14 protein-coding genes are annotated in these 12,934 nt (G+C 36.9%); 7 read left to right on the top strand and 7 right to left on the bottom strand.

Going from position 1 to position 12,934, the window contains the following annotated elements:
• Nucleotides 1–100: 100 nt before the first annotated feature.
• The 7 genes from Q0972_RS17840 to Q0972_RS17870 form a co-directional block, all read right to left on the bottom strand.
• Nucleotides 101–1,150, bottom strand: a complete 1,050-nt coding sequence (locus tag Q0972_RS17840) for a Gfo/Idh/MocA family oxidoreductase (RefSeq protein WP_299368743.1) — start codon at nt 1,148–1,150, stop codon at nt 101–103.
• Nucleotides 1,151–1,280: 130 nt separating this feature from the next.
• Nucleotides 1,281–1,634: a hypothetical protein gene (locus Q0972_RS17845; protein ID WP_299368746.1), complete on the bottom strand. Its 354-nt coding sequence runs from the start codon at nt 1,632–1,634 to the stop codon at nt 1,281–1,283.
• Complete coding sequence (locus Q0972_RS17850; protein WP_299368749.1) at nt 1,627–4,053, bottom strand: penicillin acylase family protein; 2,427 nt, start codon at nt 4,051–4,053, stop codon at nt 1,627–1,629. The genes Q0972_RS17845 and Q0972_RS17850 overlap by 8 nt, the downstream gene beginning before the upstream one ends.
• Before the next feature lie 38 nt (nt 4,054–4,091).
• Nucleotides 4,092–4,619 (bottom strand): CIA30 family protein, encoded by a 528-nt coding sequence (locus Q0972_RS17855; protein WP_367182415.1) that lies wholly within the window; start codon nt 4,617–4,619, stop codon nt 4,092–4,094.
• Nucleotides 4,620–4,690: 71 nt separating this feature from the next.
• A complete protein-coding gene (locus Q0972_RS17860; RefSeq protein WP_299368751.1) occupies nt 4,691–4,987 on the bottom strand; it encodes a DUF721 domain-containing protein in 297 nt (98 codons plus the stop codon).
• Nucleotides 4,988–5,352: 365 nt separating this feature from the next.
• The gene (locus Q0972_RS17865; protein ID WP_299368753.1) at nt 5,353–5,850 is read right to left on the bottom strand and encodes a lipocalin family protein; all 498 of its coding nucleotides are present in this window, start codon (nt 5,848–5,850) and stop codon (nt 5,353–5,355) included.
• Nucleotides 5,850–6,929, bottom strand: a complete 1,080-nt coding sequence (locus Q0972_RS17870) for a DNA replication/repair protein RecF (RefSeq protein WP_299368755.1) — start codon at nt 6,927–6,929, stop codon at nt 5,850–5,852. Before Q0972_RS17870 ends, Q0972_RS17865 begins: the two co-directional genes overlap by 1 nt.
• A 420-nt stretch (nt 6,930–7,349) precedes the next feature.
• Here Q0972_RS17870 and Q0972_RS17875 point away from each other — a divergent pair, with 420 nt between their 5' ends.
• The 7 genes from Q0972_RS17875 (at nt 7,350) to Q0972_RS17905 (ending at nt 12,786) form a co-directional block, all read left to right on the top strand.
• Entirely contained in the window at nt 7,350–8,114 is a 765-nt protein-coding gene (locus Q0972_RS17875; protein ID WP_299368758.1) for a tetratricopeptide repeat protein, read from the top strand.
• Nucleotides 8,115–8,117: 3 nt separating this feature from the next.
• Complete coding sequence (gene ribH / locus Q0972_RS17880) at nt 8,118–8,624, top strand: 6,7-dimethyl-8-ribityllumazine synthase (protein ID WP_299368760.1); 507 nt, start codon at nt 8,118–8,120, stop codon at nt 8,622–8,624.
• A 161-nt stretch (nt 8,625–8,785) separates the two neighbouring features.
• Complete coding sequence (locus tag Q0972_RS17885) at nt 8,786–9,001, top strand: hypothetical protein (RefSeq protein WP_299368763.1); 216 nt, start codon at nt 8,786–8,788, stop codon at nt 8,999–9,001.
• A gap of 16 nt (nt 9,002–9,017) precedes the next feature.
• Complete coding sequence (locus Q0972_RS17890) at nt 9,018–9,293, top strand: riboflavin synthase subunit beta (protein WP_367182416.1); 276 nt, start codon at nt 9,018–9,020, stop codon at nt 9,291–9,293.
• Nucleotides 9,293–11,155, top strand: a complete 1,863-nt coding sequence (mutL, locus tag Q0972_RS17895; RefSeq protein WP_299368768.1) for a DNA mismatch repair endonuclease MutL — start codon at nt 9,293–9,295, stop codon at nt 11,153–11,155. The genes Q0972_RS17890 and mutL overlap by 1 nt, the downstream gene beginning before the upstream one ends.
• A gap of 3 nt (nt 11,156–11,158) precedes the next feature.
• Complete coding sequence (locus Q0972_RS17900; protein ID WP_299368771.1) at nt 11,159–11,911, top strand: rhomboid family intramembrane serine protease; 753 nt, start codon at nt 11,159–11,161, stop codon at nt 11,909–11,911.
• 2 nt (nt 11,912–11,913) lie between these two features.
• A complete protein-coding gene (locus Q0972_RS17905) occupies nt 11,914–12,786 on the top strand; it encodes a rhomboid family intramembrane serine protease (protein WP_299368774.1) in 873 nt (290 codons plus the stop codon).
• Nucleotides 12,787–12,934 lie beyond the last annotated feature (148 nt).

Consider the following 12,934-nt stretch of genomic DNA (forward strand, 5'->3'; position numbering starts at 1 on the left):
TATTTTATTCTCTAAATATAACTCTAATTAAGTATTAATTACCATACGTAGAACTACGTATTTTTATGAAAACTATGATGTAGTATTAACAGTACCAAGTCTATAACTTAACTGTTTTCCCAGTTTTAGCACTTTTTTTGGCAGCCTCTAAAATTTCAACAACTAACATGTTATTTTCTAATGAGTTTAAGTCATAGGCTTTAAGTTGTATGTCATTGTTTACCACAGCAGCTAAAAAGGCGAAAGGATCATCAAAAGGGGCTTTGCGTTCTTCTAAGGTCGTTGTATCTTCTTTAAAGCCATCATAGCCTTCTGAAATACGTACCCGAAGATCATGTCTATTATCGGCATAAATTACACCATCTTCCCCATAAATTTCCATGTCCTTTCTTCCGATAGGCCAATTCCAAGATCCTTGTATGACTGCTACAGTGTTGTCATATTGCAACAAGATAATGGATTCATCATTCACTTTTGGATTGTTTTCTGGTTGTAATTGTTGTGAAATTGCAGTGACACTATTTGGGCGTTTCCCGTCCATAAACCAGGTTAAAATATTAACGCCATAACATCCAAAATCGACTTCGGCACCACCACCATTTTGAATTGGGTCTGTGAGCCACTCTAAGAACTCTTCATTAACACCAATTCTTTTTGGGCCTTTGTGCCCATCATGCACCATGATTTTTTTAATAGCACCTATGGCTTTCTCATTTTTCGCCAACTCATAGGCTTTATGTGTCGTTGGATACCAAGTCGTTTCGTAATTAGTGAGTAAGTGAATGTTATGTTTTTTTGCTAAGTCTTGCATTTTTAGTGCATGTTCCATACTTACAGCCAATGGTTTCTCTACCATCACATGTATACCATGAGGTGCAGCAGCTTCAACGACTTCTAAATGCTGGTAGATGGTTCCGAAAGCAGTAACCGCTTCTGGTTTGACTTTATTTAACATGTCTTCCATAGACGTGTATACTAAATCCATCGAAAAATTATACTGTTTTGCATAACGCTTGGCGAGTTCTTTATTAGGTTCTACAATACCAACAATTTCTATGTCGCCTCGTGGTTCACTGCCAAAGATCCAATGTACATGCGTATGAGTTAAACCAATGATGCCAACTTTTAAGGGAGCTTCTTGCGCATTCATATTATTAAAGCTTAATAGGGCAAGACTAATACATAGTATATTATACTTAAGCATATTTTCTAATAATTATAAGATTATCGACTACTTTAATAATTCATAAAAGCCATACATTGTATTAAAGATGCAATGCTTATTTTTTAGTTCTTGAAACGATTTGCTTCCCAAAAATCGCAGCTATCCCTGCGGCTACACCACCAATGATGCCTGTCACCAGCATTAAGAGATAGGGGTTGCCACCTAAAGGTAGAAGCACGGCAATTTTTTTAGCGAGTGTAAAATCGTTGCCACTACTTAAGAAAAAACTAAAACCTGCCCAAAATACCAATATGGCCAAAAAAGGGATAAAAAAGACGGCCGCTCTTTTTAAGGGAATAAACAAAGCTGTGGCCAACGCTGCGGTCATAATGGACCACCAAGGCAGTACAAAGGATAAAACGGCTGCTAAAATAATCGTCGCGAAAAAGTTGGTAATATTCTTAGTCATTGGTCGCTGGTGTTAAGGTTTGTGTACCAATAATTGCATCTGTGGCTGTATTGGACTGTAAAAAGTTAAGGTCGTAGTAGTTGCCTGCCGCCCAATCGTCAATAAAATTGTCATAATACTGGCTGCCAGGATTTCCAGATTGGCCACCTGGATAAATACCAATGGCGGTTGGTGGTGAAGTCATCTCTACAATCATACGCCATGATGGTCCGTGGTTTTCAGAAGCGGCATTCACAGTATTACGGTCACCGCCAATAGGAATGTCAAAACGTGAAAAGGCAGGTAAGGCTTGTAACAAATGACCAGCATAAGTGGCTTTGTAGGTTAACCAGGTATAGTCGCCTTTTTCTTCCTTGATTTCCATCAGTCGTTCTGCGGCTTCTTTAAAGGCTAATAAAAACAAATCCTTAGCCGTTTCAGTGGTGTCCTCAGTGTCCATAATATCCATAAATTCGTGATCGCCATGGTTTTTTAAGAGGTAAATGGTCTGATAGGTTGTGGGTGAATCCATGGCCGTATCTTCCACATCAAACTCGTCCCAAGTCAGGTTATACAATTTACCGTACCATTGTCTCCAAATGCTTGGCCCAACTTCATCAATATCGTTATTGAAGTTCCATGTTTTGATTTCCTCGTAAATCCTTCTTTCCGCTTCAGAAAGGGAAGAAGCATCCATATGTTCCAACATATAAGGTACGAGTTCAGCAGCTTTCAAATTGTAAGTATTGTTATGTAAATCCTTAAAATCCTGTACGCTAAAGCTATCCTTGGAATTAAAGAAGTCGTTAATCACACGGTTGCGGTAGGTTTCATACCCATCGTTAAATACATAGAAGGGATAATTTTCATCTACTGGATGTTGGTTGGCAGAACTAACGAATCCACGTTCTGGATTTTTGGTGTGTGCGTTAAATTGTTGCGGAATATAGGATTGCCAATCATTTTCAGGATTACTTCCATCCATTAAAAATTTCCCTTGGCCTTCCCATTTATTGGCAAATTTTCCTTGTATCCAAAGGGCAATATCACCTTCAGTGGAAGCAAATACAAAATTCTGTGCTGGCGCATTCCAGTATTTTAAGGCATTGACGTAATCATCGTAATTTTTGGCCTTGTTGAGTTCAATAAACGTACGTTGGTTATTGCCGCCTTCGTGACCTATCCATTTCATGGCATAGCCCGCTAATTCTTCATCTGATTTAAAATTTTTATCATAGACCACAGGACCATGATGTGTGTATAACACGGAGTCTTTATAGCTTTCCTTGCCTCTTATTTTAATGTCTTCAACTCTTAGGGTGATGTCTTTCCAACCACCATCGTAGTTGTATTGCGTGCGGTCGTCATTGAATTCTACTTTGTACCAATCAATCACATCTCGCGTAGCATTGGTTTCTCCCCAAGCGATGTATTGGTTAAAGCCCGAAATCACACTCAAAGCTCCTGGAATGGTAGCGCCAAAGGCATTGTGCTCTGGTGTGCTGAGTTGCATCACAAACCAAATGGCTGGCAAATTCAAACCTAAATGTGGATCATTGGCCAAAATCGGATTTCCGGTCGCAGATTTTGTTCCTGATACGGCCCAATTGTTACTACCATTATCAGGATTTGGTTTTTCGATGGTTTCTGCTATGGTATCTAATATTGCTACTTTGCTAGCTGGCGATTCGGTTTGTGGAACATCGATAAAGCTCCAATCGGTGTCCTTTGGAATCACAGGATCGGTACTATCGAAGAAATCTGGAAACAACAGATCAAAATTCTCTTGACCAATAAGTCGCAGCACATTGGTATACTCTAAATCGTCATCACCTCCAGCAAGCATTTTGGTCATGTACATGAGCAGTAAGGCCGTTTTTTTGGGCGACCAAGCTTCAGGTGTATAGTCCAATAGTTTATATTCTACAGGATAATCTTTAGGGTCGAGTTGGTCGATATACGCATTGACACCATCGGCATAATCCTGAACATAGCTCAAGGTTTCGGTATCGTACTGTTCCATATATTTAATGGCTTGTTCGGCACCATAACCCATACCACGTCTACGCTCAGTGCGGTCATAATTTAATGCACCTTCACCAAAGATTTCCGAGAGCCGTCCTGCGGCAGCATGTGTTTGAAATTCCAATTGCCATAAACGATGCTTGGCGGTTAGGTAGCCTTGAGCTTTATACAAGTCATGCTCGTTTTGGGCAAAGACATGTGGAATCATGTATTCGTCGTAGTGCACTGTAACCTTATCTTTTAGACCAGGAATAGCTATGGTTCCGGTTATAGTTTCATCGGTTTCATTTTGCCATATGCCAGATAGTGGATTTAAAAATTTTCCTAAAGGTGGAATAGAGCCGAGTTTGGTGTTTAAGACGAAAAAAATGCCGATGGTGAGTACAAAGGAGAGGAGGAGTTTTGCGTATTTCATTAAGTGTGATGGTTATTTGCACTTAAAAATACCAAATATTATTCTAACCTAATAGTGTCAATGAGCAGTTTGAAACTTTCTTTTTTCTTGTTACCTATTAGAAAAGCTATTTCTTCCATTTGATCACCCTTAAAATTGGGTATATCGAGACGATAACCTCTAAAAGACGCATACATCGCATTAAACGGAATTTCTACAGTTTGCCAGTCACCGGTGGTTTCAAATTTATAGATGTAAGAATAGCGATTATAGCGATTGTCTTTTACCCTAAATTGATAGATTTTGCCATCGCCTTTTAGTCGCAATTTGAATTTAGAATATTTAGAAGAATTTACTGTTTCAAAATCATAACGCAAGGATGAAAAGCCGCCGTTGTTTTCTAGAGATACATTTCCTGTATACTCGCCGTGGCCATCCGAATTGATTTTAAAATGACCATCAGATCGTCCGCCCATAACCACATCATCTAAAATTCTCCAATTATCAATATTACTGTCGGCGTTAAATTGAAATATGGTCATGGATTGTAGGAATATAGTAATCAATAAAAAAATGGATTTCATCATGGCTTTCTGTAAAGATACGATGTGCTCGAAGCATGGTTTTTAGATTTTTGAAAACTTTAGCAGTTCGATGTTTATCGAAGTACTAATTTTTTTACAAGGTCTTTACCAATGGATTCGTTAAGCATACTAATGATTTTCTCAGTACCATAGCTTAATTCTTCTCGTAAGACACTAGAGCTTAATTGTACGTAGAGGGTTTCGTGCTTTAGTTCAATAGCTGTGGTGTAGTTGTTAACGCCATTGCCCATGAGATTTGCCCATGCTTCGCGCACGTTGACTTTGTCTAAACCAGCTTGTAAATTATTCGTTTCAACAAACTCCTTGAGAATCTCTTCAATGGGTCGATTATCATTGTTACGCTTTGTCATGCTTTGTTTCCCTTAGGGGTGGCAATTTTTACTCAATATACAAAGGTCGGTAATTTGGAGGACTTTGGTTATAACAAAAGGAGAAAGTTTGTTTGGAACTGTTAGAATACTCGAAGTGACACCATTATTTGCTGTTACTTTGGTTTCTATAAATTCTTCAGAGCATTTGTCATTTCGAAATGAGTCCCGGTAGCTATCGGGATGATTGAGAAACCTTTAGGTTCAGCGATGCTAAATCTCAGTTTCTGCGCAGCCAAACCTTACTAAAGATATGTTTAATTCTGATTATTAAAGTCTTAAATGACCAAAATACAATGAGATGTCTCACATAAGGTTTGACATGACACTGTTCTTAAAAAAGAATTTCATTCTAGGTTTAATTCAATAGGCGTATACCGTTTGTACACATAAATGTTTTTATCCTGATTACTCACCTTGAGATGTGTTGCTGAAGCTTCTAAAATGGTTTCTTTCCATGTAGTATATGGCGTTGTGTAATATACGTTTAAGCTGTCATTTTCGATTTTCAAAACGAGCGATTCTGCATCGTCTGTAGTGAAGTAAGTGTCATTGATGCCAGGTTTTAGTTTTTTTCTAAACCCTTGTAAACTATCATTAATACTGATGTAATCTATGGTTTCGTTAAATCGATATTGTTTTTTGGTACCGTTGGCTAAAGTGACTTCTTCAATCTCCCAATAGCCTTCTAGATGTTGTATAAATGTTTCAGGGTTTTGAGAACAGCTACTCAAAAACAATAAAGAAATCAATAATATTACTTTGTAACAATTTATGAGATTGTCACAGCAGACGGATAGCGTCTGCTTCGCAATGAGATTTCGAGCTTTATTATAGGTAGACATTATAGTTTGAAGAGTTTATAGGATTGGTGAATTTGTTTTACCACATTTTCGGTTCTGTCGGCATGTGTATCGCTTATAAAAATCTGTCCAAAGTGTGAATCATCTACTAGGCTAATAATTTGTGCTACGCGATTTTCGTCGAGCTTATCAAAAATGTCATCTAGCAGCAAAATAGGAGAGACACCACTTTGTTGTTTTATAAAATCGAATTGTGCTAATTTTAAGGCTATTAAAAAGGATTTCTGTTGCCCTTGGCTGCCGAATTTCTTGATTGGAAAATCATCAATTAGAAATATAAGGTCATCTTTGTGAGTACCAACGCTGGTGTACTGTAGCGCTTTATCTTTATTGAGATTTGCTTGTAAAAGATCGATTAAATCACCATTGAATAAATCACTTTTGTACTTTAAATCGATGACTTCCTTGCTCTGGCTAATGGCTTCGTAACGTTCCTTAAAAATCGGGATAAAAATTTTCAAGAATTCATCACGCTTTTTAAAAATGTCCTTACTGTACGTATCGAGTTGTTCGTTATAGATGCCCAAGGTATCTGCATTAAAAGTGTTATTTAGCGCAAAGTATTTGAGTAAAGCGTTGCGTTGTGATAATACTTTGTTGTAAGCGATAACATTGATAAGGTAGTTTTTATCGCTTTGGGAAATAACGCTATCAATAAATTTTCGGCGTGTATCACTGCCCTCAATAATGAGGTCGCGATCTGCTGGTGAGATTATGACCAAAGGTATAAAGCCAATGTGATCACTAAATTTTTCATAGGCTTTTCCATTACGTTTGATGATTTTTTTCTGCCCACGTTTAAGCGACACTATAATTTTTTCCGGGCGTTCGTTCTTGGTAAAATGACCGTCAATAACAAAAAAATCAGTACCATGTTTTATGTTCTGAAGGGCGATAGGATTAAAATAGCTTTTACCAAAGGCTAAATGGTAAATAGCATCGAGCGCATTGGTTTTTCCGATGCCATTAGCGCCAACAAAACAGTTGATTTTGGTGTCGAAATCGAAAACCTGACTTTCAAAATTTTTGTAATTAACTAAAGATAATGTGTTTAGAATCATAAAAGATGATGTCTATTCCCAGAGTTTAGAGCAGTTTTCATGCTATTAATAATCACGCAAATTATTGAAAAATAACAAATAAATCGGCTTACATCATTTCTATTTTAAATTTGTATGAAGAAAAAGCAGATATTTTTTTCTTTAGACGAAAAAGAATGCGAAAGTATAGCAATGCTAAGGTTTATAGTTATTTTGAAGTATAAAGGAAAAAGAGCGATTTTTGGGCGTGTAATTTTAGGGTAGATATGATGTTATTCCCAATAAAAATTTTATTTTTGCGCACGCATTAATCCGCCTTCGCTCCAGCTGCGGCAGATGAGAAGATAGGGTTAAGATATCGACGTTAAGCGTCTGTATATAAGTTAATTCAAATCATTGCCTTAAATATTTGATATTGAGGTTAGTATATTTAGACAAGATATGGCAACATATAAGAAGAGAGGCTATAAACCAAAAACTAAAAAGGAAAAGGAAGACATTGTAGAGGAGAACTCAGCAACGGCAGAGGTATTTAATACTTTGGATGAAGGCGCTTCCAAGACGGAAGAGTGGTTTGTTAAAAACCAAAATATTATTATTGGTGCTATAGCGGTAATTGCCCTTGTAGTTTTAGGTTACTTAGGTTACAACAGATTTATTGCAGAGCCGCAACAAAAAGAGGCTATGAATGAAATGTACCAGGCTAAGAAGTATTTTGAAGATGCCGCCAATGGTATTTCTTCAGATTCATTGTACACTATGGCATTAAATGGTGGTGAAGGCAAATATGGCATGCTGGATATTATTGATCAATATGGTGGTACCCAAGCTGCTAATTTAGCTAACTATTATGCTGGAATAGCCTATTTAAATCTTAAGGACTATCAAAACGCAATCACTTATTTGAGTGATTTTACAAGCGATGATAAAATGTTGGGGCCAATCGCAAAAGGCGGAATTGGTGATGCTTTCGTTCAATTAGAGCAGCCAACTGAAGCTTTGGAATATTACGAAAAAGCATTTAAAGCCAATGTTAATAGCTTTACGACTCCTATGTATCTTTTAAAAGCGGCAAAAGTGGCCATAGATCTTGGAGAAAATGCTAAAGCCTTAGATTACCTCAACCGCATTAAGTCTGAATTTGATGATTCAACTGAGGCGAGTCAAGTTGATGTACTCATCGGAAAAGTAGAAGCAAGCTTATAGAACATGGCTACTGCAAATCATAATTTATCGAACTACGATAAAGCCACAATCCCAAACGCGAAAGATTTTCGGTTTGGGATTGTTGTTTCAGAATGGAATACAACCATTACCGAGGGGCTTTGGCAAGGCGCTTTCGATGCTTTGATTGATTGCGGCGCTTTAAAAGAAAATATTGTACGTTGGAATGTTCCAGGAACTTTCGAATTGACGTATGGAGCAGCCAGAATGTCTAAAAGTATTTATGCCGACTCTGGCATGTTAGATGCCATTATTGTTATTGGTTGCGTGATACAGGGCGAAACGAAACACTTCGATTTTGTGTGTGAGGGTGTTACGCAAGGCATTAAAGATTTAAATCTTAAAGGTGATATTCCAGTTATCTTTTGTGTGTTAACGGACAACAATATGCAGCAGTCCATAGAGCGTTCTGGCGGTAAGCATGGTAACAAAGGCACCGAAGCCGCTATTGCCGCTATAAAAATGGCACAACTACGGAAAGATACTAAGTAGTTAGTAAATAGTGGTTAGCTATCAGCGTATTTTATTTTTACCCAACACCCAACACCCAAGCTTGGCATCCTTTTTGTTGATAATTTTAAGGAATCCTTAGGCAATTTTTCTTAGTATTTTAAGTACATTTGAGTTAATCAAGTATTTAATAACAAGAGCACTTGTTTAATCAACGAAAAAATAAACGGTTTAGTTATAAGCCTCGTTTTCAGGATTCTGAAGAAGTAAAGTCGAAAGGCAACTTGGAGCATAAGTGGAGTGAGATTAAGGGAAATACCAAGCGAAGAGGAAGTAGATTGTTTTCGTTACCAGCCTTAATTATTATGCTTATAGCTCTTTTTGTTTTAATGTATATTCTTGATGGCTATATAAAATAAGGACATTATGGGTTTAATGAAATTGAAGAAAAATAGAAAATATAATTATAAACCTCGCTATTACAAAGGTGAAGGAAGTCCTTATGAATTAAAGCATAAGTTTGACAAATACAGAAAGACTATTAATCCACCAAAAGGTATAAAGGGAAAATTGAATGCGGCATTAGATGAGTATCAGAATGACAGAGATGATACAGTTAATAGACGTGTTTTTATTATAGCTGGAATTTTAATTTTACTGTTTCTGTTTTTAATTGGTTTCGACTTGTCTATTTTCCTCCCTCAAAGCTAATGACAGATATCATTCAACTTTTACCAGACCATGTTGCTAACCAAATCGCAGCGGGTGAAGTGGTACAGCGACCTGCTTCTGTAGTTAAAGAACTTTTAGAGAATGCCATTGATGCCGAAGCAACCGAAATAAAGCTCATTATAAAAGATGCTGGTAAAACGCTTGTTCAAGTGATTGACAATGGTAAGGGGATGAGTGTCACCGATGCACGTTTAAGCTTTGAACGTCATGCCACGTCCAAAATAAAATCGGCCGAAGATTTATTTCAACTCAATACCAAAGGTTTCAGGGGAGAAGCCCTAGCTAGTATTGCCGCTATAGCTCATGTAGAATTAAAGACCAAACGACCAGAAGATGAATTGGGCACTGCTATAGAAATTGAAGGAAGTCAAGTAAAATCACAAGATGTGTCCGTAACGCCTACAGGAACGTCGGTTGCTGTGAAGAATTTATTTTTCAATATTCCTGCAAGACGTAATTTTTTAAAATCCGATACGGTGGAATTACGTCATATCACTGATGAATTTCATCGCGTGGCCTTGGCACATCCTAATATCGCTTTTGTGTTTTATCATAATGGCGGTGAATTATTTCACCTTCAACAAGAAAACTACAGACAGCGTGTGGTACATATTTTTGGAAGTAGAACCAACGAAAAACTGGTTCCGGTCGAAGAAGAAACTGAAGTGTTGAAAATTTCGGGATTTGTAGGTAAACCCGAATATTCGAAGAAAACCAGATCAGAACAGTTCTTTTTTGTCAATCAGCGTTTTATAAAAAGTCCATATCTCAATCATGCCATTAGTGCAGCTTTTGAAGGCTTATTAAAAACGGGTTACCATCCTAGTTATTTTTTGAATTTAACTGTTGATCCAAAAACCATTGACATCAATATTCATCCCACCAAAACGGAAATTAAATTCGACGATGAGCATACCTTGTATGCTATTTTGCGTTCGGCAGTGAAGCATAGTTTAGGGCAGTTTAATATCGCACCAGTTTTGGATTTCGAACATCAAAGTAGTCTAAATACGCCTTATAGTTATAAAGATAAAGCTGGTAAAGCACCCACTATTGAAGTCGATAGAAGCTTTAACCCGTTCGCGGATGATACTGAAAATCCAAAAAAAACAACATCTTCTGGCCATACCCATTTTAAAAAGGCTCCAGTGGCAAACTGGGAGAGTCTGTATGTAGGGTTGGAATCTAGAGAGAATAATCCTGATGATGAATTTAGTGCAGTAAGCTTTGAAAGTGACCCAAAAACCGAGTCTATTTTTAGTGGTGATGCTGTGGAAGCTAATAAAACAACCTTTCAACTCCAACAGAAATATATCGTCAGTACCCTAAAATCTGGAATGTTGATTATCAATCAAAACAGAGCACACCAGCGTGTATTGTACGAAAATTTTCTAAAACACGTTACCATTAAGGAAGCCACAAGTCAACAATTATTGTTTCCCTTACAATTGCATTTTACACCAAACGAAAGTAAAATCATTAAGGATTTAAAAACAAATTTAGAGCATACGGGATTTGCGTTTTCGGAACTGTCAGAAACAGACATTACGATAACAGGAGTACCAGTAGGGGTTCCAGAAAGTGAGGTGTCTTCTATTTTTGGGCAATTAATCAGTGATGTTGAGAATGATGTACCCGACACAAATTTTAGCGCTGCTGATTTATTGGCAAAGTCTATGGCAAAGAGCTTGGCTATAAAAAGCGGACAAGCACTAAATCATACAGAGCAAGAGCATTTGGTGAATAGCTTATTTGCATGTAAGGAACCCAATATGTCACCAACCAACAAACCAACGTTTATAACAATGTCAGTAGATGATATTGAAAAGAAATTTATGTAGTTTATGAGACCAGGAATTACGGATGCGGTGAAGCATTTATTGATTATTAATGTTATCATGTTTATTGGGACAATGGCCATTGGTAATGGTCAATCCTTTTATGAGTGGTTTGCCTTATATTTCCCAAAAAATCCCATGTTTCAACCATGGCAGGTTTTAACACATATGTTTATGCATGGTGGTTTTGCACATATTCTGTTTAATATGTTTGCGCTGTGGATGTTTGGGACTGCTGTAGAGCAAATTTTTGGTACAAGGAAGTTCGTTGTTTTTTACATACTCTCTGGTTTTGGTGCAGCAATTATTCAGGTTGCATTTTTATACTTTCAGTATAATACTGGTTTAGGTGCATTAATAGAGTCGGGTTATTCCCAAACAGATATAGTTAGTATTCTCAATGAAGGCCAGTATGATAAGCGATGGGTTCCCATTTTAGGAGACAAGTTCAATGGTTTTGTAAGCGCTTTTAATTCTACCATGGTTGGTGCGTCAGGTGCTATTATGGGAGTTTTGGTGGCTTTTGGCATGTTATTTCCGGAGTCTAAATTGATGTTAATTTTCTTGCCAATTCCTATAAAGGCAAAATATTTTATTCCGGCTATTATTGCTTTAGATTTGTTTTCTGCATTATCGGGTCAATCCATTTTTAGCCCGAGCAATACGGCTTATATGGCGCATGTTGGTGGTGCATTAACAGGATTCTTATTGATGTATTTTTGGAAGAAAAATGAAAAAGATAAATATCGTTGGAATTAAACATGAATACATTTCAAAGTTTAAAATACAGGTATAACAATTTAGATGTTTTTGGTAAAATCATTACCATTAATATTGTTGTTTTTATTATCGATGTTTTACTTACCAGTCTTTTTAGATTAAATGTTGTAAAGTATTTTGTAATACCCTCTGGTTTTGGTGATTTTATTTTACAGCCGTGGTCTCTTATTACCTATGGATTTTTGCATTCGGGCATTTGGCATCTACTGTTCAATATGCTCTTTCTGTTCTACCTTTCAAGGACGGCTTCTAATCTCTTTAGAACCAAAATGGTATTAAATATATATTTTCTAGGTATTATCTTTGGCGCTCTTGCTTATTTGGCCGTTTCTAATATTTTACCGACGAATTTATTTGGTACCAAAAATGGTATTATGGTTGGTGCTTCGGCAGGTGTTAGTGCCTTATTGATGTTTATAGCCATTTATATGCCAGATTCCCAGATTAGGTTGTTTAATACCTTTAATGTAAAATGGATGCATATCGCGATCTTTTTTGTGGCCATGGATGTTTTAAGGTTAACAATGGGTATTAATCAAGGCGGATATATAGCACATATTGGAGGCTATCTGTTGGGTTACTATTACGCTGCTAACTTAAAAAAAGGAAAAGATATCGGAACAGGTTTTGAACGTTTAATGGATGCCTTTATGGGTTGGTTTAAACCAAAATCAAACTTAAAAACCGTTCACAGGAAGCCCTCATCCAAAACAGTAAAGCATAAGACCACATCTGATGCTAGTGATAAACAAAAAAAGATTGATGCTATCTTAGATAAAATCAGTAAAAGTGGTTATGACAGTCTTACTGCCAAAGAAAAGAAATTTCTCTTTGAGGCTAGTAAGGACGATTAATAGTAACATGAAGACATTAAAGTTCTTTGGTAAATTGGTGTTTATTGTCAATTCATTGGCGGCATTCTTGCTATTGATTTCTTACCTCTTGCCTTATGCGCCGCCCAAAAGTTTTGCAACGTTATCTGTTTTGAGTTTAGGTGTACCT

This window comes from Winogradskyella sp., assembly GCF_028282165.1.
GTDB lineage: Bacteria > Bacteroidota > Bacteroidia > Flavobacteriales > Flavobacteriaceae > Winogradskyella.

Bases quoted from the DNA above. Each gene is read 5' to 3' on its own strand.
- Q0972_RS17905 (WP_299368774.1), top strand. From the start codon at position 11,914: ATGAATACATTTCAAAGTTTAAAATACAGGTATAACAATTTAGATGTT.
- mutL (WP_299368768.1), top strand. From the start codon at position 9,293: ATGACAGATATCATTCAACTTTTACCAGACCATGTTGCTAACCAAATC.
- ribH (WP_299368760.1), top strand. From the start codon at position 8,118: ATGGCTACTGCAAATCATAATTTATCGAACTACGATAAAGCCACAATC.
- Q0972_RS17845 (WP_299368746.1), bottom strand. From the start codon at position 1,634: ATGACTAAGAATATTACCAACTTTTTCGCGACGATTATTTTAGCAGCC.
- Q0972_RS17860 (WP_299368751.1), bottom strand. From the start codon at position 4,987: ATGACAAAGCGTAACAATGATAATCGACCCATTGAAGAGATTCTCAAG.
- Q0972_RS17865 (WP_299368753.1), bottom strand. From the start codon at position 5,850: ATGTCTACCTATAATAAAGCTCGAAATCTCATTGCGAAGCAGACGCTA.
- Q0972_RS17900 (WP_299368771.1), top strand. From the start codon at position 11,159: ATGAGACCAGGAATTACGGATGCGGTGAAGCATTTATTGATTATTAAT.
- Q0972_RS17870 (WP_299368755.1), bottom strand. From the start codon at position 6,929: ATGATTCTAAACACATTATCTTTAGTTAATTACAAAAATTTTGAAAGT.
- Q0972_RS17850 (WP_299368749.1), bottom strand. From the start codon at position 4,053: ATGAAATACGCAAAACTCCTCCTCTCCTTTGTACTCACCATCGGCATT.
- Q0972_RS17890 (WP_367182416.1), top strand. From the start codon at position 9,018: ATGAAATTGAAGAAAAATAGAAAATATAATTATAAACCTCGCTATTAC.
- Q0972_RS17875 (WP_299368758.1), top strand. From the start codon at position 7,350: ATGGCAACATATAAGAAGAGAGGCTATAAACCAAAAACTAAAAAGGAA.
- Q0972_RS17840 (WP_299368743.1), bottom strand. From the start codon at position 1,150: ATGAATGCGCAAGAAGCTCCCTTAAAAGTTGGCATCATTGGTTTAACT.
- Q0972_RS17855 (WP_367182415.1), bottom strand. From the start codon at position 4,619: ATGATGAAATCCATTTTTTTATTGATTACTATATTCCTACAATCCATG.